This is a genomic window from Undibacterium sp. Ji50W, from assembly GCF_049340445.1.
Classification (GTDB): Bacteria; Pseudomonadota; Gammaproteobacteria; order Burkholderiales; family Burkholderiaceae_D; genus Undibacterium.
On sequence record NZ_JBMPOX010000028.1, the window covers coordinates 51866 to 72644 of the forward strand.

Consider the following 20779-nt stretch of genomic DNA (forward strand, 5'->3'; position numbering starts at 1 on the left):
GGAAGTGAAAAAGCATACCAGATGCTAGCCTAACGTGTGAACTTGAGTGGAGCCGCTGGTTGATGGTTTATACTGGCGAGCTATTTGGGTACGATTTTAGATTGCTTATGACCATGAATGAAGATCAATTGCGTGCAGAGCTCAAGGCGGTGTATGCCAGTTCATCCTGGAAAATCACTGCTCCGCTACGAATGGTGTTTCAACTGCTCAAGCGTGGCGGTTGGCAGAAATTGTATCTGGATATCAAGATTTTGATCAAGAAAGCCAGGGCTCGTCCTGCGGCCGTTGGTCCGGCTCAGGTAAGACATATCCGCACGGAGCGACTCGGGGTCGAGGGCAGGAAAGTATTGTGCGAGCTGCAAAATCGAATAAAACACAACAAACATATGGAATAGTGAGCACCATTCGTTATGCGTATTCTGATAGATTTACAAGCTTGCCAATCCACTGGTAGTCGTGATCGTGGCATAGGCCGTTATTCTCTTGCCTTGGCCAAGGCCATGGCCAGCAACGCCGGGCAACATGAAATATGGCTGATGTTGAGTGGCCTGTTTCCTGAAACGATACAACCCATAAGAAACATTTTTGCTGAGCTTGTACCCAGTGAGCGAATAGTCACCTGGCGTACCCCGGCCCCTGTTGCCGAACTGGTACCGGACAATTATTGGCGTAACCGTACGGCAGAACTGGTCAGGGAACATGCCCTGGCCAGCATACGTCCTGATTTTGTCCATGTGACCAGTCTGTTTGAAGGCTCGGGTGATGATGCCGTCTCCAGTGTCGGCTTGACAGACGAGCGTCTGGCGACGGCCGTCACTTTGTATGACCTGATACCGCTGGTGTATGAGAAGCAATACTTGCAGCAACCATCTCAACGCGCATGGTATTACCGCAAACTGGCCAGCCTGAAGAGGGCAGACCTGTTACTGGCGATCTCTGATTTTTCGAGGCAGGAAGGGATTGAATTACTGCAACTGCCACCCGAGCGTGTAGTGAGTATCTCATCTGCGGTGGCTGAAGATTTTCAGTTATGCATGGGTACGCAGGAAGCGCTCAGCGCCAAGGTGGATTTGCGCAAACGTTATGGTCTGCAGCGTAGTTTCATCATGTATACCGGTGGCATAGACATACGCAAAAATATTGAAGGCCTGATTGCTGCCTATGCAGAATTGCCTGTCGCCCTGCGTCAACAATACCAACTGGCGATAGTCTGCAGCGTGCAGGATACCGTGCGCCAGCGTTTGGACGCATTGGGTCGGAAGCTGGGGCTGGCTGAAGATGATGTGGTGTTGACGGGTTTTGTGCCGGATGCGGATTTGCCCCTGCTCTATCAGGCTTGCGCATTATTTGTATTTCCCTCATGGCATGAGGGCTTTGGTTTGCCCGCTTTGGAAGCCATGTCTTGCGGTGCACCGGTGATTGCCTCGAATGCCAGTAGCCTGCCTGAAGTGCTTGGTTGTCCTGAGGCTTTATTTAATCCCAGAGATATCAAATCTATTGCCGGCAAGATGGCCGAGGTGCTGCAAAATCCGGCATTTGCAGATCAACTGCGCCAGCGTGGTTTGATTCAGGCAAAGAAATTTTCCTGGGATGCGTCAGCCAAAAAAGCAATTGAAGCGATACAGCACAGTCATGCCAGGCAGAATGAAATCGCCAGCACAAAAGTGACGCTGACCTCGCACCGGGCCAAGCCAAGACTCGCCTATATTTCACCGCTGCCGCCTTTGGCTACAGGAATTGCCAATTACAGTGCCGACTTGTTACCGGAGCTGGCTGACTATTACGACATTACCCTGATTTGTGAGCAGGATGAAGTTGCATCACCCTGGCTCAACGCCAATTTCCGTATCCGTGATACCAACTGGTTCGCCCGCCATGCCGATGAGTTTGACCGTAGTGTCTACCATTTTGGCAATTCACCGGCACATGCCTTCATGTACCCCCTGTTTTCAGATCATCCCGGGGTGATGGTATTGCATGATTACTTTTTAGGTGATTCGCTGGCGCATCTGGAACTGAGCAAGCAGATACCGGGGATCTGGACTTCGCACATGTATCAGTCGCATGCTTATGCCGGATTGCTGGAGCGACGTGATGCCGGGGATGACCTTGCCTTGATCCGGAAATTTCCATGCAGTGGCGGCTTGCTGGACATGGCGGAAGGCGTGATCGTGCATTCTGCGCATGCCATGGAATTGGGGCGTTTCTGGGGAACGGCGCAACAAACCGCGCACTGGAAGCAGGTGGCTCTTCTGCGCAAAATACCCATACAACTGGATAAGCGCACGGCGCGTGAAGCATTGGGCTTGAAGGAAGATGATTTTGTCATCTGTTCCTTCGGTATGCTCGGTGCCACCAAACTGAATCAGGTATTGCTGGAGACCTGGCTGGCTTCTTCATTCGCTGGTGATGCGCGTTGCCATCTGGTTTTCGTGGGTAAAAATGATACGGGTAGTTACGGTGCAAAACTGCAAAAAGATATCCAGCAATGTGCGGCTGCCGGTCGCATCAGTATTACCGGATTTATTGAACCATCCATCTACAGTCAGTATTTGCAGGCGGCTGATGTGGCGGTTCAATTGCGTACCTATTCGCGTGGTGAAACATCGGCAGCCGTGCTTGAATGCATGGCATATGGCTTGCCCGTCATCGTGAACCGCAATGGTTCCATGGCAGAATTGCCGCAGGACTGCGTGGTATCCATTGCGGATGATTTTGAACCGGCTGAACTCTTGCGTGCCATCGAGCAAGTCCGGCAAGATGCCTCTGGCCGGCAAGTGATGGGACATGCTGCGCGCACCATGCTAAAGACACAGCATGCACCAGCCCTGATTGCGAGAAAATACTTTGACGCCATAGAATGGTTTGCCGAAAACGAACCCTCTGCCCGCTTGCACCGTAGCCTGGATGCGATTGCCAACATCACGCCTTTGTCGGCTTCTTTGGACGACGACTTGCCAGAGCTTGCACGCTGTCTTGTGACCCAGCAAAGACGGTCTGGTAAGCGCCTGATCATGGTGGATGTCAGCCCATGGTGCAAGCAAGGGGAACCGGTCCCGCCAATGCTAAAACCCTTGTTGGAACAATTGATGCTGAGCAGGCCTGACTTGCGGATAGAAACCGTTGTGCACGACGACCACGATTTCCGGTATGCGAGATCCTGGACATGCAAATTCCTGCAATTGCCTGCATTGAGGCTGCCTGATGATATCGTTGAATTTCAAGCTGGGGACTTTTATCTTGATTTGCATGGGGGCGAGGATTTGCAGAACATATCTGAGAATCTGAGGACGCCCATGCTTGAGATGAACCTGGCACGGGCCAGCTTGCAGGTCAGGAATGTGGGCATATCTGCCGATAAAGATGTCATAAAGGCAATGTTGGCCGCGTTTTCCCTGGCCATTTCCGCCTGAAACAAACATGAAAACAACAAAGTCACATGATATCCTTGGTGCCAGGGACCGTGGTGACACAGTTAAGCAGAGGTTATTTTGAGCACTTTAAGACAAGAATTCATACAATTTTCGGTAGAGGCCGGTGTCATACGCTTTGGCGAATTTGTGACGAAAGCGGGACGCAAGTCGCCTTATTTTTTTAATGCCGGCCTGTTTAACGACGGTGCCAATCTGGGCCGCATTGCTGACTTTTATGCGCAGACCTTGCTCGACTCAGGTATAGAATTTGATATGCTGTTTGGCCCGGCTTACAAAGGCATCACCCTGGCCTCCGCGACTGCAGTGGCACTCGCCCGCAAAGGCAGAAACGTCCCTTTTGCGTATAACCGCAAGGAAGCCAAAGACCATGGCGAAGGCGGGAACATCGTTGGTGCCAAGCTCGAAGGCAAAGTCGTCATTATTGATGACGTCATTTCTGCCGGTACTTCGGTACGAGAATCCGTGGAAATCATCCGCCATGCCGGTGCCATCCCATGCGCCGTGCTGATTGCACTTGATCGTATGGAACGTTCTGGCAAGGATGATGCGCTGTCCACGCATTCTGCGGCACAGGAAGTAAGCCAGGCGTATGGCATGCCGGTCGCCGCAATTGCCAATCTAAACGATTTATTCGATTATTTGACGACAGTCAGCGCCAGTGAGCAATTGTCAATGTACAAAGATTCGGTCGAAAATTACCGTAAGCGCTACGGTGCAGTCTGAATAATCGTTTAAAGAATTGCCTGGGTATCGTTTGAAATTCAGTCGAAATTCAGTCGCAATCCAGTTTCAATTAAAATTTTGATTGTGTAAGTGTTAATAATTAACGTCACTTACAAGCGCTTGCATTAATTTTCCGCAGTGCGGCGAACACTCATTGTATACTGGGCAACCTTGGATAAATTGTGACCGCTGTCACAGATGATTTCAAATGAGCGGTTCATTATCTGATTAAAAAAAGAATGTTGAATGTTCGCATTTGCGAAGAGGTTTTTTGTAATGAGTAAAAAAGCGTTAATCACTGGTATTACTGGTCAGGATGGAGCCTATCTGGCGCAATTGCTGCTGGAAAAAGGTTACACCGTCTATGGTACTTACCGTCGTACCAGTTCAGTCAATTTTTGGCGCATAGAAGAGCTGGGTATTGCCGCGCATCCGGCACTGCATCTGGTCGAATATGATTTGACGGATCTGTCAGCCAGCATACGTCTGTTGCAAACCACCGGCGTGACTGAAGTATATAACCTGGCGGCACAAAGTTTTGTCGGCGTGTCTTTTGAACAGCCGCTGACCACCACGGAGATTACCGGCATTGGCGCCCTGAATTTGCTGGAAGCGATCCGCATCGTGAATACCGAGATCCGCTTTTATCAGGCATCGACTTCCGAAATGTTTGGCAAGGTGCAAGCCGTACCGCAAGTCGAATCCACGCCGTTTTATCCGCGCAGCCCGTATGGTGTCGCCAAGTTATATGCACACTGGATGTCGATCAATTATCGCGAATCGTATGGCATTTTTGCCTGCAGCGGCATTTTGTTCAATCACGAATCACCATTGCGTGGGCGTGAATTTGTGACCCGTAAAATTACTGATTCGGTCGCCAAGATCAAGCTGGGCAAGCTGGATGTGCTGGAATTGGGCAACATGGATGCCAAGCGTGACTGGGGCTTTGCCAAGGAATATGTGGAAGGCATGTGGCGCATGTTGCAGGCCGATAAGCCAGATACTTTTGTGCTGGCGACCAATCGCACCGAAACCGTACGTGATTTTGTGACCATGGCCTTCAAGGCTGCAGACATCCAGCTCAACTGGTCCGGTGAAGGCGAAAATGAAACTGCCAGTTGCACCAGGACCGGCAAGGTATTGGTGCGTGTCAATCCAAAATTCTATCGCCCTGCCGAAGTGGAATTGTTGATCGGTGATCCGGCCAAGGCCAAGCAGGTATTGGGCTGGGAACCAAAAACGACGCTGGAAGAATTGTGCCAGATGATGGTGGAGGCTGATGTGCGTCGTAATCAGAACGGCGCGTCGTTCTGATGACTGCGATGCCACGCGCCCTGATCACAGGTATTAAAGGTTTTACAGGTCGCTATCTGGCGCAAGAATTGCAGGCTGCTGGTTACCGCGTATTTGGTACAACTCACGGTGCCGAATCACAGGGGCAGGACAATTTTTCGGTTGACCTGTGTGACAAATCAGGTTTGCGTCAAGTGCTGGAAGACGTGCAGCCTGACGTGGTTGCCCACCTGGCGGCGATTTCGTTTGTAGCCCACGGTGATGCAGAAGAAATTTATCGCGTCAATGTGGTTGGAACGCGCAACCTGCTGGAAGGCCTGGCTGCGCTCGACAAGAAACCTCGCGCCGTGCTGGTGGCCAGCAGTGCCAATATCTATGGCAATACCAGAACAGAAGTGATTGCAGAAACCGAACCGGCACTGCCAGCAAATGATTATGCTGTCAGCAAGCTGGCGATGGAACATGTGGCGCGTTTGTGGATGGATAAATTGCCCATCATTGTGACCCGTCCTTTCAATTACACTGGTGTCGGACAGACGGAAAATTTCCTGCTGCCTAAAATCGTTCAGCATTATCGACGCCAGGCGACAGATATCGAGTTGGGCAATCTTGATGTCGCCCGTGATTTCTCCGATGTACGCACGGTTGCCCTGGCGTATGCACGTTTGCTGGAACTGGCGCCGACCGGGCAGACCTTTAATATCTGTTCCGGCACTGCATACAGTTTGCGTGACGTGTTGCAGATGGCTGGCGAGTTGGCCGGTTATGCAATCAAGGTGCATGTCAATCCCGCATTTGTGCGCGCCAATGAAGTCCATAAACTGGTGGGTGATGGTCGTCGCTTGCGCGAATGCATAGGTGATCTGCCGCACATCACCTTGCGCGATACACTGGCCTGGATGCTTCAGGCAAAGGATGCGGCGTGAACGTCGTGCTCTCCATTGAGGCCATACGGCCGCCGCTGGCGGGCATAGGCCGATATGCGTGGGAACTGGCGACACGTTTGCCGACGCAGCCCGGTATTGGATCGGTACGGTATCTGTCGGATGGCTTTTGGCGCGAGTTACCATGTATCGAACAGGCACAAAAAAAACCGCCGGCAATCAGTGCCAGATCAATCCAGCCCGCCAAACCCGGATATAAAGAGCGCCTGCGTCAGCAATTGGGGCGAGTGGAGGTATTTTCCCGTTTGTACGGAAAAATCCTGCCTGTGCTTGCAGGCCATCAGTTGAATCGGGTTGCCAATGGGTTATTCCACAGCCCGAATTACTTTGTTCCTGAAAGCCGTTTACCCAGCCTGGTGACCATACACGACTTGTCGGTGTACCGATATCCGGAATGGCACCCAAAGGGCAGGGTGGTACGCATGCATACTGCCATACCGGAAGCTATCGAACGTGCCAGCCTGGTGATTACGGATTCATTGGCAACCCGTCTGGAAGTCTTGCAGGAATTTGGCCTGAAAGAACAACAGGTGCAGGCCGTACCATTGGGAGTGGATGAGGTTTTTCATCCTTATACCGCGGCAGAGGCTGCTCCCATATTGAAAGAATTTGGCTTGCAGCCGGATGGTTACAGTTTTTTTGTCTCTACCATAGAGCCACGCAAGAACCTCACACATTTGCTGGCAGCCTATCGTGGTCTGCCGCAACCGCTTCGTGAGCGCTGGCCACTGGTGCTGGTTGGTGGCGAGGGCTGGCAAAGCGAGTCCATCCACGAGGATATAGAAAAGGCAGAGCGTGAGGGTTGGCTAAAATACCTGGGTTTTGTCGATCAGCAATTATTGCCTATACTATATGCGGGTTGCCGGCTGTTTACCTATCCATCGTGGTATGAAGGTTTTGGCTTACCCATTGCCGAAGCGATGGCCAGTGGGGTGCCGGTACTGACTTCCAATTGTTCGTCCATGCCGGAAGTGGCTGGCGGTGCTGCCATGCTGGTGGATCCGGCGGATGTGGATTCCATACGGAATGGTTTGCGTCAGGCTCTGGAAGACGAAGACTGGCGGGCTACAGCAAAGGCACGCGGTTTACAGCGTGCTGCAGAGCTGACCTGGGAAGCCTGTGTACGCAATACGGTTGCCGCGTATCACCTGGTTCAATCCAGATAAGGACGGCGCATAGTGAAAGTTCTGCACTTCTACCGCACCTATTACCCCGACACCTATGGTGGCGTGGAGCAAGTCATACGCCAGATGGCGGTAGGGACGACGCGCCTGGGTGTGGAAAACGAAGTGCTGACACTGACACGTGAACCTGGGCGACCACTGATCGAATTTGAAGGACACAAGGTACATAGAGCCCACCTGAATTTTGAAATTGCTTCTACCGGCTTTTCCTGGTCTGCCCTGTCCCGTTTTGTCGAGCTGGCGGCGCAGGCCGATGTGGTGCACTATCACTTCCCCTGGCCATTCATGGATATTGCCCATTTTCTGGGGCGCATCAAAAAACCCAGCGTTGTTACCTATCATTCGGATATCGTCCGCCAAAAATACCTGCTGAAGCTGTATGCACCGCTTAAGCACCAGTTCTTGCGCGATGTCGACCGCATCGTTGCCACTTCCCCCAATTATCTAGCCACCAGCCCGACGCTGGAGTTGTACAAAGATAAAACCGAAGTGATTACCTATGGGCTGGACAAGAGTATCTATCCGGTCCCCTCACCTGAATTGCTGGCGCACTGGCGTCAAAAAGTAGGTGAAAAATTTTTCCTGTTTGTGGGAATGCTGCGCTACTACAAAGGTTTGCACATTTTGCTGGAAGCGGCGGCAGGTACCGGCATTCCCATCGTCATCGTTGGTGACGGTCCAGAAGAAATCGAACTGAAGCGCCAGGCTGAAAGCCTGAACCTGAAGAATGTGCATTTCCTGGGGGCTTTGCCGGAACCCGACAAGGTCGCCTTGCTGACCTTGTGCTATGCACTGGCTTTTCCATCCCACCTGCGTTCAGAAGCATTTGGCATTTCCCTGCTGGAAGGGGCGATGTTTGGCAAGCCCATGATTTCCAGCGAGATCGGTACCGGCACAACGTATATCAACGTGGCAGGCCAGACCGGGCTGGTAGTGCCGCCCAGTGATCCGGCTGCATTCCGTCAGGCGATGGAATATTTGCTGGCGCATCCGCAGGAAGCGGCACAAATGGGGCAGAGCGCGCAGCAACGCTATACAGAATTATTTACTGCCGACAAAATGGCGAGCAATTATGCTCGCCTTTATCAACAGGTCATTGACCAGCATCGCCGCCAATAAAAACAGGCTGGCGGCAAGTTGTTAGCAAGCCATCTCAGACGGCTACTTGCTTATTGATCTGGAATTCGCCACGCAACCAGTTACTGCCTATGAACTGCGGATGTTCCACATTGATGACATCAAACACCAGCAGGTTATCTGACCATTCATAGTTTTCATCCAGATGGGTTTCCGCCTTGGTCAGCGCGGTGGTGACAGAATAAGACCCTGGCCCCAGCGGGCATTCAAATGGCAGGACGAATTCCAGGGTATCGCCGGCCAGCAAGCCATGTTGTACCTGACCGGTATGCCAGGTGTTGCTGCCCCAGATGACACTGCCCTGTTTGTCGCGCAGCATCAGGCCCAGCACCAGTTCCGGGATATCAGCACGTAACTGGACTTCTGCCACCAGCTTCACTTTTTGGCCTACCTGTGCCGCAGCCAGGACCTGATCGCTGTCCTGGGCACGCAGACTCAATTTGGTGACGGAAGCCTGTCCGGTGCCAGAACGGGTTTGCAACCAGCCTTGTTCGTTGCGCTGCTGTTCAATCTCTAGTTTTTCATTTTCCTTGCGCGCAATCATGGCATTGTAAAAATCCACGACTTCATCTGGCGCGCCCTGCTTGATGACGCAGCCTTTGTCGATCAGGATCACGTGATCACATAAACTGCGTACATCACTCATGCCATGGGTGACCAGGATGATGGAGGTACCCTGTTCCTTGAACTGGCGTATGCGGTCAAAACTGCGGTGCTGGAAATAGCTGTCACCTACTGAAAGGATTTCATCCACGATCAGGACATCGGGGCGTACTGCAGTTGCCACGGCAAAAGCCAGGCGTGCCTGCATGCCACTGGAATACACGCGTAGCGGCTGGTCAAAGAAGGCACCGATTTCGGCGAAGCTTTCTATGCCCGGCATCAACTGATCCAGTTGCTCGCCACTAAGCCCCATCAAGCCGCCCGCCATATAGGCATTTTGCCGGCCCGAGAATTCCGGGTTGAAACCCAGTCCCAGTTCCAGCATGGCGCTGATGCGTCCACTGACAGCAATATTGCCGGTAGTAGGGCGTACCGTTCCGGTGATCATCTTCAGCAGTGTACTTTTGCCGGCACCGTTCTGACCGATGATGGCCACTGCCTGTCCCGCAGGTACATTGAAGCTGATATCGCGATTGGCCCAGTATTCATAGGCAGGTTTGACCGGCAAGCCAGCCCACTGCAGCAGGCGCGAGAACAGGCCGCCGAATTTCGTATAGCGTTTACCAACGCCGGTGACACTCAATACAATTTGGCTCATAGCGCGTCCACCAGATCTGCGCTGGCACGCCGGAAAATCCAGAAAGAAAATAGAAACAAACCTGCTGACCACAAGAAAGGTGTCAACAGATCAGCCAGGGCAGGATGCGTGCCATACAGCATCGCATTCTGATAAATCTTGACCAGCGGTGTAATCGGATTCAGGTTCAACATGACAGCATAGCGTTTGGGCAGGGTGTCACTCAAATACACCACTGGTGTGAACCAGAACCACAATTGCAGGACGATCCCCATTACCTGGCCGACATCGCGCGAGAATACATTCAGCAGGCCCAGCAAGATACCCAGGCCAAATGCAAACATGACGATCAATAGCATGCCTATGGGCAAGGCCAGCCAGGCCAAGGTCGGCATATGGCCGAAGAACAGGAACACCACGGCAATCGCTGCCAGCAACAAGAGGTGGTTCAACAGGGCACTGCCGCCGACGATCATTGGCAGGCACAGTCGCGGAAAGGCGATTTTCTTGAGTGTATTGGAATAGTCGATAAACACCGTGGTACAGCGCGTGATGATTTCCGAAAACAGGCCCCAGGCAGACATGCCCGCCATCAGATAAATGGCATAGGCAGACTTGTTATCGATGTTTGGCATCTTGGTGGCCAGCACTTCGGATAACACGATAGCGAAGATGGTGGCCTGCGCCAGTGGATTAAGTATCATCCATATGGCCCCCAGTTTACTGCGTGCAAACCGGCCTGAAAATTCAGCCTTGATGGACGATAGAATAAAGTGACGGTAATGCCACAGTGAGAGAAGTACGGCTTTCAAAGCTTTGCTTTCCTTAACGGGAATTAACCCGCGACACGACCATAAATATCATCAAAACGGACGATGTCGTCTTCGCCAAGATAGGCGCCAGATTGTACTTCAATCAGTTCCAGATCGGTGACTCCCGGATTTTCCAGACGGTGTTTGACGCCAAGAGGAATATACGTGGATTGATTGGCCACCAGGGTCATGACTTCGTCACCGCGTGTCACCAGGGCAGTACCACTGACCACGATCCAGTGTTCTGCGCGGTGGTTGTGCATTTGCATGGACAGGCGGCCACCCGGTTTGACGACGATGCGCTTCACCTGAAAGTGTTCGCCGCTATCCACAGAGTCATAGTGACCCCAGGGGCGGTAGACTTTGCGGTGATTGTCTGTTTGTGTGTAGTTTTCTTCTTTCAGCCTGGTCACGACCCGCTTGATATTCTGGGTATTGGCCTTGTTGGTGACCAGTACCGCATCCGGTGTCTCTATCACGATCACATCTTCCAGACCCAGGCAAGCCACCAGGCGGCTGTCGGAAATCACCAGGCAATTGCGCGAATCTTCCAGCAAGACATCACCATGCACGGTATTGCCGCGATCATCTTTGTCAGATACCTGCCATACGGCATCCCATGCGCCTACATCTGACCAGCCGGCGTCAAATGGTACGACATAGCCGGGGATATTCAAGCTGTGGTCACTGCCAAGTTTTTCCATGACCGCATAGTCGATGGAATCGGCCGGACAGGACAGGAAGGCTTCTTTGTCGACACGGACAAAATCGCAATCCAGGCTGGCCTTTTGCATGGATGCCTGACAGGCAGCATGCATGGCAGGATTAAAGTGCTGTATGGCTTTCAGCCAGGTGCTGGCGCGCATCATGAAGATGCCGCTATTCCATAAATGACGGCCACCTTGCAGGTATTGCTGCGCCACTTCGAGCACCGGTTTTTCTACAAAGGCCTGCAATTCGCGGACCTGGGTACCTGCCACCAGGTCGCCAGTCTGGATATAGCCGTATCCAGTCTCAGGGCGGTCAGGAACTATCCCAAATGTCACCATGGCACCATCCAGCGCCTGTTGCAAGCCGTTTTGTATGGCCTGGTGAAAGCCAGGTTTATCATTGATCACATGGTCTGCCGGCATGACCAGCAATACCGCGTCGCTGTCGCTGGCGATGGCGGAAAAAGCGGCCAGTGTCAGTGCCGGGGCCGTATTGCGACCGGCTGGTTCCAATAGCAGCGTGCAATCGCTGAAGCCAGCGACCCGTAACTGTTCTGCCGTGATGAAGCGGTATTCTTCATTGCAGACCACGATCATTCTTTGGGCAACGCCAATACTGCCATCAAAGTCGCGCACACGTGTGGCGGTTGCTTGCAGCATGGTTTCTTCGCCTATCAGGGCGAGCAATTGTTTCGGGTGCTTTTCACGAGATAGCGGCCATAACCGGGTTCCGGAACCCCCGGAGAGAATGACAGGCTGTAATAACATGTTAACTTTCTTGTGTTCTTTGCCGTTTGGCAGATAATTATAAAATATAAATCTTTTGCAATACGATGCCCGCGCCTGTCGTTCAGGGTGCTGCGGATGTGGGTAAGCGCTGAATACGCTAAACTGGCGGCATCCGGGTGGTTAAACTTTAGCTGCACTAGCAGAATATGACTTCTTGCAGCGCGGCTGGCATTTCTTGGAAATAAAGCTGGCGTCGATAAATTCGTCGCAGTTTACATCATCATTTATACTTCTACCCCTTTTTGCGGTTCAAAAACTGATCATTTGCCGCTAATTATGAATAAAACACTCTGATTATATGGCGATACAGAACAAATCCGAATCCGAAATACAGCAGCTGGCAGAAAAGGTCAGTGTCATACAGCATCACAGAAGACATGGCACTCCTGTGCAAGATGTGGCTCAACAAGTGGTAGCAAAACAGTCAAAAGCAAGGGAAGGCATGAATCCGGACTCCGGCGCGGCAAACCAGAACCCGCAAGTGGAGCCTGTGCCGGGCTCCCAGCCCCCAGCCCCCGGGCTCAGGCAAAAAATTCGTCGTATACCAGGGCTTGGTTATGCACTGGCCTGGTGTAATGCTTTATTGCGCCTTCCCCGTACCCGTTTTCAGACTGAGGTGGCGTTAACACAATTGCATGGCCGGATAGACGGTTTGCAACAGCAATATGCTGATTTGCAACAGCAACTCCATGTGCAAAGCAAGCGTATTGCCGAACTCGAAGCGTCCAAGCTTGCCATGCGCATGGATCAATATGACGCACTGGACATCGGTAGCCGCCTGATGCAGCTTGATCGCCTGCAAATTGGGCGACAGTTACGTTCGGTGAATCTGATGATGCGGACCAGCCTGCAAAATGAACGAAATCAGGCTGGCAGCATGGTCAATACGATTATTGAGCAAACCGATGTTGCGGTCAGGGCCTTATTGCCTATGCCAGTGGTACAGAGCCCGGTTGCCACCAGCGATTTTGACCAGGACCAGTTTTATCTGGAATTTGAAGCCTTGTTCCGCGGTTCCCGTGAAGATATCAAGGACCGCTTGAAGGTTTATTTGCCGTATTTGTCGGCTATCAGCGCTGAACCCAAAGACCAGCGAAAAATGGTGATCGATGTCGGTTGTGGACGCGGCGAATGGTTGGAATTGCTGGATGAGCAAGGCATTCCAGCCATGGGCGTGGACATGAACCAGTCCATGGTCAATGCCTGTCTGGACCGGGGTTTTCTGGTACGTCATGCCGATGCCATCGCTTACCTGCGTGAACAAGAGGCTGGCAGTATCGGTGCGGTGACCGGTTTCCAGATTATTGAGCATCTGCCATTTGAGCAATTGATTGCTTTGTTTGATGCGGCCCGGCATGCGCTGTGTCCTGGTGGCGTCATTATTTTTGAAACGCCAAATCCGGAAAACCTGAAAGTCGGCGCGTGCAACTTCTATTTCGATCCTACGCATTTGCACCCGATTGTGCCGCAGGTGGCTGAATTCATGGCGCGCCAACGCGGCTTTGCACATGCCGAGATTTTGCGCCTGCATCCCTACCCCGATGACCACTTGCTGCACGGTGGAACAGCGGTGGAAGCAGTGATCAACAAAGAGTTGTTCGGTGCGCAGGATTATGCAGTCATAGGTCGTAAATAAGATGCAGATACATCAATTCAGCCCTTCCTGCGGAAGAGGCGACGGCGTCAGCAATGGCATATTTTTTACCCGCAGTCTGTTGCAGGAAATGGGCTTTGAATCGGCTATTTTTTGCGATCTGGTGCAGGATGAAGTGCGCGACGAAGTCAGGCACATCAGTGAACTGAACCTCGGCAGCAGCGATGTATTGCTGGTGCATCATAGCCTGGGGTATGAAAACTGTGCGTGGCTCAAACAGATCAAAGCCCGCAAGGTGCTGGTTTATCACAATATTACGCCACCTCAATTCCTGCCAGAAAACGGCCTGCCTGAACTGAGTATTCTGGGGCGGGAGCAATTGAAATTATGGATGCCGGATTTTCAGGCAGCGATTGGTGATTCGGATATAAATTGCGCCGAATTGCATGACGCAAATTACCCGAATATTGCGACCATACCTTTGCTGGTAGATGTGTCGCGATGGCAGGGACATACCTACCATGTTGAACGGATCAACAGTTTGCGTGATGCCCACAATATTCTTTTTGTCGGACGTTTTTGTGAGCACAAACATCAATTGCAACTGGTCGAGATGTTGCAGGAATTACGCTATTATTCGCGCCAGCCGGTACGCCTGATACTGGCCGGTGGCGTCACCAGTATGCCCTATGAACAGCAGGTACGTGACTATATCCAGAAGCTCGGTTTGACTACCCAGGTAGTGGTCACCGGAAAAGTGGATGAGGCTGACTTGCTGGCACTGTACCGCAGTGCCGATGTGTATGTGAGCCTGAGCGAGCATGAAGGTTTTGGTATGCCTTTGATCGAGGCCATGTTGCATGACGTGCCTGTGATCGCCCGCACTACAGAAGGCGTCAGTGCCACCATGGGTGCCGCAGGCATACTGTTGGACGCCAATGTCAGCCCGGCGACCTGTGCTGCACATGTGCACATGGTGTTGAGTGAGCCTGCATTGCGCCGGCGTATCATTGCCACCCAAAGGCAAAATGTAGAACGTTTTTCCAGGCAGCAGATCAAGCACGCTTTACAGGCATTCTTGCAAGGGCTGGATGTGTCCATTCCTCAGCCGGATACCGGTTCAAGCGCTGCTTCTGCTGCCAGGTGGCAGCTGGAAGGGCCGTTTGATTCCAGCTACAGCCTGGCGATCGTGAATGCGGAACTGGCCCGGGCATTGTCACCACAAATGGAAAAACAGCATCCTCTGGGCTTGCGCAGCCGCGAAGGATATGGCGATTTTGCTGCATCTGCGACTTTTCTGGCAGCCAACCCGGATCTGGCGGCCATGCAGGACGTAAGCCGGAATGCAAAGGACATGCCCGACCTGGTGCTGCGTAATTGCTACCCGCCGACGCTGGATGACATGCAGGCCAGAGTCCGGGTAGTGCATTCCTATGGATGGGAAGAAACCGGTTTTCCTGCTGAATTTGTGAATGAATTTAATCGCAAGCTGGATCTGATTACGGTGGTATCGCGCTTTGTCGGCAAATTATTGCGTGACAGTGGTGTACGGGTGCCGATTGCTGCGGTGGGTAATGGCGTTGATCATTTGCTTCATATCGCAGCCGAGCCACTTGCGCAGGACCTGCTGTCGGGTTTGAAGACGTATCGTTTCCTGCATATTTCATCCGCTTTCCCGCGCAAAGGGGTGGATGCTTTATTGGCCGCCTATGGTCAGATTTTCCGCGATACGGATGATGTCAGCCTGGTTATCAAGACTTTTCCCAATCCGCACAATGACGTAGCCGAACAACTGCATAAGATGCAGCAAGAGGATGCCCACTTCCCGCATGTGTGCATCATTATGGATGACTATTCCAAAGGACAAATACGGACTCTGTACCAGGCATGTGATGCGGTCGTCGCTCCCAGTCGTGGTGAGGGTTTCGGTTTGCCAGTGGCAGAAGCTATGTTGATGAAACTGCCTGTCATCACCACGGCCTGGAGCGGGCAAATGGATTTCTGCAATGATGGCCGGGCCTGGTTATGTGACTATCATTTCGCCAAGTCGACATCGCACTTCAGTTCCTCGCATTCGTCCTGGGCTGATCCGGATATTGCGCACCTGGCGGCCTTGATGAAAGAAGTCCATGCCTGTCCTGCCGACCTGATTACTGCACGGACCGAGGCGGCATATGATTTCATCTCTCAAAACTATGCCTGGGCGAATGTCGCCGACCGCACGCGGCAGGCGATTGCCGCGCTTGAGCAGCAGCCACTGTTGCGCAAGGAACCCCGCATAGGCTGGATCAGTAGCTGGAATGCACGCTGCGGCATTGCATCCTATTCTTCTTTTCTTTCCTCTGGCATACCGGCAGACCGGCTGGTATTTCTGAGTAGCTATATCCCGGAAAGAACGGCGCGCGATGCAGCTAATGTCATCCGTTGCTGGGAAGCCAGCATGGAAGAAACACTGGACTATGCTTACCTGAATATTCAGGAGCAAAAACTCGACGCCATCGTGATTCAGTACAATTTTGGTTTCTTCCCTTTATCAACACTGGCGAAACTGATAGAGCGCCTGAAAGCAGACCAGATTCCGGTGTATGTTTTCTTCCATTCCACGGCGGATGTCCCATTTGGACAGGACGTGATTTCTTTGCGGAATATCGTGCCCGAATTGAAAATGGCAGAGCGCCTGTTCGTACATGGCATTGATGACTTGAACCGGCTCAAGGATTTTGGGATAACAGACAACCTGGTTTTCTTCCCGCAGGGGCTGATGCCTACCCAGGTGCGCGCATCATCGCTGATAGACGCACGACATCTGGAAGGCAAAACCGTCATTGCCGCCTATGGTTTCTTGTTGCCGCATAAAGGCATATTGTCCTTGATCAAGGCATTTGCCATGCTGGCAAAAGACCATGAGGATTACCGCTTATTACTGGTGACTTCGCTGTATCCGGCGGGCTTGTCGCAGCATGAATATCATCTATGCTACGGCCTGATGCATGAGCTGAACATACAGGACCGTGTTACTTTCCTGACTGACTACCTGACAGATGAAGTCAGTCAATCCTGGTTGCAGCAAGCCGACCTGATTGTTTATCCTTACCAGCAAACTCAGGAATCTTCGAGTGCTGCTGTGCGCATGGGTCTGGCATCGGGGCGCCCGGTCGCGGTGACGCCGTTGTCAATTTTTGACGACGTGAAAGAGGCGGTGCATATCTTGCCAGGCACTGAACCAGATGATCTGGCCCGTGGCATTGCGGCTATCCTGGATGACCAGCAAGCCTTGAGTGAGAAAGCTGCTCAGGCGCTGGCATGGACTTCAACCCGCCAATGGCCGGCCTTGTCACAGCGTTTGTTGAATATCATCGACGGTGTGGCCAATACGCTGGATATAGAAATCGGCAGGTTGTAGGCCGCCTGATCCTTGCAATTGTGCCTGCGGTCAGTGGCCGCAGGCAGTTGGTGGCCTGGTATGCAATAGCTGTATCAGACGGGCAGTATGTTTGCTTCTGGCCCAATCCTGCAAATGATGGTCGGTGTCGAAAAACCAGCTTGCCGGATACATGAAGTCTTGCGGCTTACCCAGAAATTCCACCCCAAGTTGCTTCAGACGGTCTGGCAATTGTGTGTAAAACAGCTGGTCTTCTGCATCAGTGTCATATTTTGCGTGGTGCAGCAACACGGTGGGTACAGCTATCAGGCAGATTTGCTGACTTTTGGCCCACAGTGCATAATCTGCGATGCGGTTCCAGCCACCGGTTTCGGTATTGGCTCTGTGGCCATAATTCCAGGCTTTGACTGCTTTGACAGCAGCGATGTCGCCAGGCGTGCGTTCGGCGGGGCTGGTATGGGTTTGATCACCACGTGCATCCAGGTGGTGGGCACCGTAAGTGCCACTGGTCACTGGCGCGTCCGGTAAATGGCGCAAGCCATTCAGCAAGCGTTCTGCACTCAGGCCTGTAGCAAATTTCAATTGCTCGCCACGTCCCAGGCTGCGCCAGTAATCGAGGTCGCGCGCCATGACGTAATCAATGACCTGGGCATTGGCCTTGCCGTCATCCAGATACAAGGCATATTCCATCGGCATCAGGATAATGTCGCCGCGACGGGCTACCCGTTTGGACAGGTCCAATATATAGGGCAGGCCAAGTCCTGCATTGACACCAAGATTGATGACCGGGCGTTGCCAGTCTTGCTCCAGCATGCCGGAATCGATGCCAAACAAGGCGTTCGAGCCGGCGACGATCAATACCCGTGGCCCGCTGGCTTGTTGTGCGGCATGTATTTTGTGCTGGTAGGCATCAAACACCCAGCGCGAGCTGGTGGTGCCTGAACCCAATTGGTATTTGATACCTATGATCCATAAAACCGACCCTATGAGAAAGATGCTTGCGGCACTGATCCAGAATTTTTTCATGTCCTGACTTCCTTAAAAATTGAAGTAGAGGAATTCTGTGGCGGGTCGCACGGCCATCCATTTCAATGCCATCCAGAAACAAGTGCCGCAGCCTATACCCAGTGCGACCTGCATTCTGGAAGCGATGGTCTTGAGGCGGACATTGGCGTCGGCTTCATAAGAGAGCAGTTGCACGGAATTAGGCAGGCACCAGACGGTCAGCAGGCCTAACCCTATCCATGCCCACGCCAGATCCGGGGAAGCGCTGAGCAAGCCTTCTACAAGCTGTGCCGGGGCATGCCAGGGTAGGGCAGGCATGGCACTGCCAGAAAAGGGGTGCATCAGGGCAGCATACATATGCAAGGCACTGTTCATGTCGGTGGCCCTGAAGAGTATCCAGGCAAATGCCACCAGTAGAAATGTCAGGGCGATCATGATGACGTCGGGCAGGGTTTGCCATGCTTTTGTCAGCGCTGGCCTGCCTTTCAGCAAGTGATGCCAGAAATGATTGATGAGTAACATGCTGCCATGCAATGCCCCCCACAGCATGAAGTTCCAGCCTGCACCATGCCAGATACCGGCCAGCAGCATCGTCAGCCACAGATTGCGATAACGTTTGACTTCACCATGACGGTTTCCGCCCAGCGGGATGTACAGATAGTCACGCAAGAAACTCGACAAAGTCATATGCCAGCGGCGCCAGAAATCGATAATGGATGTCGCTTTATAGGGGGAAAAGAAATTGACCGGTAATTTGAAACCAAACATCAACGCCAGGCCGATGGCCATGTCAGAGTAAGCTGAAAAGTCGAAATACAATTGCAATGTATACGCCAGCATGGCTTGCCAGGCCGCCTCGCCGCCCGGCACTGTCTGTCTGGCCAGTTCAAATACCGGACTGGCATAGCGCGCCAGGCTATCGGCCAGGATAGTCTTTTTGAACAAGCCCAACGCCAGAAAAGAAAAGCCGGTCACCAGTGCTTCCTTTTGTGAAAACAGGGGGTTGCTGTCGATGTTGGCTTGTGCAATCAGCGGTTTGTGATGAACGATGGGGCCGGCTATCAATTGCGGGAAGAAAGAAACAAAGAACATATAGTCGAGTGCATCATGCTTTTGCACTTGCCCGCGTCGGCAATCGACCAGATAGGCAATCTTCTGGAAAGTCACGAATGAAATGGCGAGCGGTAAAACGATAGGGTCGAAGGGGGGGGCGGCCTGAAACAGGGCGAACAGATTTGCCGCAAGAAAATACGTATATTTGAAGCCCCCAAGCACCAGCAGATTGAACCCTATGCCAGCCTTTAGCCACCACCCGGCGCGGTGATCAGCACCTTGCTGACGGGCATGTAAAATGCGCCCCCCCAGCCAGAAATTGATGCTGATGGAAGTCAGGAGTACTGCTAAATAACGGACATCCCAGACGGCATAAAAAACCAGGGAGGCAATAACCAGCCAGCTCAGGGCGACGCGTAGCCCGGCCTTTTTTTGCAGCAATAACCAGATTGCCAGCGTGACCGGCAAAAACACAAACAAAAAACCAAATGAGTTAAATAGCATCGTCAGCCAGGCGATTTAGCGTAACTGATAGTGTGATAGTGCAGCGATGCATGGTTTCAAAGACCAGCGCCCAGGGCCAGTTTCTGCAATTCATCCGGCTTGCGGATGATCAGGCGGTGCAGGTCTTTTTCGACGATACCTTGTTGCGCCAGGTGCAATAGTGCCCGGGTGACGGTTTCACGGCTGGTATTGATCATCATCGCAATGTCCTGGTGGGTAGGCAGGTTTTCGATGACTTCGAGATTACCGGGCATGATCTTTTTGAACAAGGCAATAAAGGCGTAAATCCGTCGTGAGGTATTGCTGATACTCAGCAGCGCCCGAAATTCTGAATCGCGCTGGATTTTCTCTGCCAGATGTCGCAGCATCATATTGGCCATGGCTGGCGAATGGGAAAATAGATGCAGTGCTGTGACGCTGGGTAAAAAACCAACCAGTACATTACTCAAGGCGACGACCGAGGCTGATCTGGGAGTGCCGTTGATGATGGCAATTTCACCGAAGAAATCTCCCTCCTTGAGCATACGCAGACCGATGGCACGTCCATCTTCCGTGACATCGACAACCTGCAATTGCCCGGACAGCAAAAACAGCAGGCTGTCACCGATGCCGCCTTTTTGCAGTACCACGTCGCGCTTGTTGAAATGGCGGACGCGCATATCGGCTTTGACCTTGCCCATGTCTTCATCGCTCAGACCTGTCAGCAGGGGGATATTCCGCAGGTTGATGGTGATTTGATTGACTTTGACCTGGACCTTGGTCTGTATCGGTATCTTGATCTGCAATTGCCCGGGCAATGCACTAACCTGCTCCGTAGCCGGGGCCTTGCTATTGATCACAGCGACTTCATTATTTGATACTGTCATTGCTTAATCCATTGTTGCGGCCGGCACGCCGTCTGATTTAACGATGGATTTTCCATTCGCTTCATGCAGCTATGTGTCATCCACGCATCACATGATGATTTTAGTGTTA

The 20779-nt window shown here is 52.3% G+C and carries 15 protein-coding genes; 9 read left to right on the plus strand and 6 right to left on the minus strand.

Translation table 11 applies throughout. From position 1 onward, the window contains the following. Positions 1 to 113 precede the first annotated feature (113 nt). The 7 genes from ACO0K9_RS25705 to ACO0K9_RS25735 all read left to right on the plus strand — a co-directional run bounded on the left by ACO0K9_RS25705 (position 114) and on the right by ACO0K9_RS25735 (position 8697). Entirely contained in the window at positions 114 to 395 is a 282-nt protein-coding gene (locus ACO0K9_RS25705) for a hypothetical protein (protein ID WP_422989824.1), read from the plus strand. Positions 396 to 410: 15 nt separating this feature from the next. Beyond that, positions 411 to 3413, plus strand: a complete 3003-nt coding sequence (locus tag ACO0K9_RS25710) for a glycosyltransferase (RefSeq protein ID WP_422989826.1) — start codon at positions 411 to 413, stop codon at positions 3411 to 3413. Between the two features lie 78 nt (positions 3414 to 3491). Then, positions 3492 to 4157: an orotate phosphoribosyltransferase gene (gene pyrE, locus ACO0K9_RS25715; RefSeq protein WP_422989828.1), complete on the plus strand. Its 666-nt coding sequence runs from the start codon at positions 3492 to 3494 to the stop codon at positions 4155 to 4157. 276 nt (positions 4158 to 4433) lie between these two features. Then, entirely contained in the window at positions 4434 to 5471 is a 1038-nt protein-coding gene (gene gmd, locus ACO0K9_RS25720) for a GDP-mannose 4,6-dehydratase (RefSeq protein WP_422989830.1), read from the plus strand. A gap of 8 nt (positions 5472 to 5479) precedes the next feature. Beyond that, a complete protein-coding gene (locus tag ACO0K9_RS25725) occupies positions 5480 to 6376 on the plus strand; it encodes a GDP-mannose 4,6-dehydratase (protein ID WP_422989864.1) in 897 nt (298 codons plus the stop codon). Beyond that, entirely contained in the window at positions 6373 to 7560 is a 1188-nt protein-coding gene (locus ACO0K9_RS25730) for a glycosyltransferase family 4 protein (RefSeq protein WP_422989832.1), read from the plus strand. Before ACO0K9_RS25725 ends, ACO0K9_RS25730 begins: the two co-directional genes overlap by 4 nt. A 12-nt stretch (positions 7561 to 7572) precedes the next feature. Then, positions 7573 to 8697 (plus strand): glycosyltransferase family 4 protein, encoded by a 1125-nt coding sequence (locus ACO0K9_RS25735; RefSeq protein ID WP_422989834.1) that lies wholly within the window; start codon positions 7573 to 7575, stop codon positions 8695 to 8697. A gap of 34 nt (positions 8698 to 8731) precedes the next feature. Here the strand turns inward: ACO0K9_RS25735 and ACO0K9_RS25740 are convergent, their stop codons facing one another. The 3 genes from ACO0K9_RS25740 to ACO0K9_RS25750 are packed head-to-tail and all read right to left on the minus strand — an operon-like array spanning position 8732 to position 12245. Next, positions 8732 to 9976, minus strand: a complete 1245-nt coding sequence (locus ACO0K9_RS25740) for an ABC transporter ATP-binding protein (RefSeq protein ID WP_422989836.1) — start codon at positions 9974 to 9976, stop codon at positions 8732 to 8734. Further along, positions 9973 to 10767: an ABC transporter permease gene (locus ACO0K9_RS25745; protein ID WP_422989838.1), complete on the minus strand. Its 795-nt coding sequence runs from the start codon at positions 10765 to 10767 to the stop codon at positions 9973 to 9975. The genes ACO0K9_RS25740 and ACO0K9_RS25745 overlap by 4 nt, the downstream gene beginning before the upstream one ends. A 23-nt stretch (positions 10768 to 10790) precedes the next feature. Next, on the minus strand, positions 10791 to 12245 hold the full coding sequence (locus ACO0K9_RS25750) for a mannose-1-phosphate guanylyltransferase/mannose-6-phosphate isomerase (RefSeq protein ID WP_422989840.1): 1455 nt from the start codon (positions 12243 to 12245) through the stop codon (positions 10791 to 10793). 319 nt (positions 12246 to 12564) lie between these two features. Here ACO0K9_RS25750 and ACO0K9_RS25755 point away from each other — a divergent pair, with 319 nt between their 5' ends. Both ACO0K9_RS25755 and ACO0K9_RS25760 read left to right on the plus strand, forming a co-directional pair. Further along, positions 12565 to 13902 carry a class I SAM-dependent methyltransferase gene (locus ACO0K9_RS25755; RefSeq protein ID WP_422989842.1) on the plus strand — a complete coding sequence of 446 codons (1338 nt, stop codon included), beginning with the start codon at positions 12565 to 12567 and terminating at the stop codon, positions 13900 to 13902. Position 13903: 1 nt separating this feature from the next. Then, on the plus strand, positions 13904 to 17263 hold the full coding sequence (locus ACO0K9_RS25760; RefSeq protein ID WP_422989844.1) for a glycosyltransferase family 4 protein: 3360 nt from the start codon (positions 13904 to 13906) through the stop codon (positions 17261 to 17263). Between the two features lie 30 nt (positions 17264 to 17293). On the opposite strand, the gene ACO0K9_RS25765 is transcribed toward ACO0K9_RS25760, so the two are convergent. Genes ACO0K9_RS25765 through ACO0K9_RS25775 form a run of 3 tightly spaced genes read right to left on the minus strand, consistent with a single transcriptional unit; the run spans position 17294 to position 20670 of the window. Beyond that, the gene (locus tag ACO0K9_RS25765; protein WP_422989846.1) at positions 17294 to 18268 is read right to left on the minus strand and encodes a hypothetical protein; all 975 of its coding nucleotides are present in this window, start codon (positions 18266 to 18268) and stop codon (positions 17294 to 17296) included. 12 nt (positions 18269 to 18280) lie between these two features. Then, a complete protein-coding gene (locus tag ACO0K9_RS25770) occupies positions 18281 to 19804 on the minus strand; it encodes an MBOAT family O-acyltransferase (protein ID WP_422989848.1) in 1524 nt (507 codons plus the stop codon). Positions 19805 to 19860: 56 nt separating this feature from the next. Next, positions 19861 to 20670 (minus strand): Crp/Fnr family transcriptional regulator, encoded by an 810-nt coding sequence (locus tag ACO0K9_RS25775; RefSeq protein WP_422989850.1) that lies wholly within the window; start codon positions 20668 to 20670, stop codon positions 19861 to 19863. Positions 20671 to 20779 lie beyond the last annotated feature (109 nt).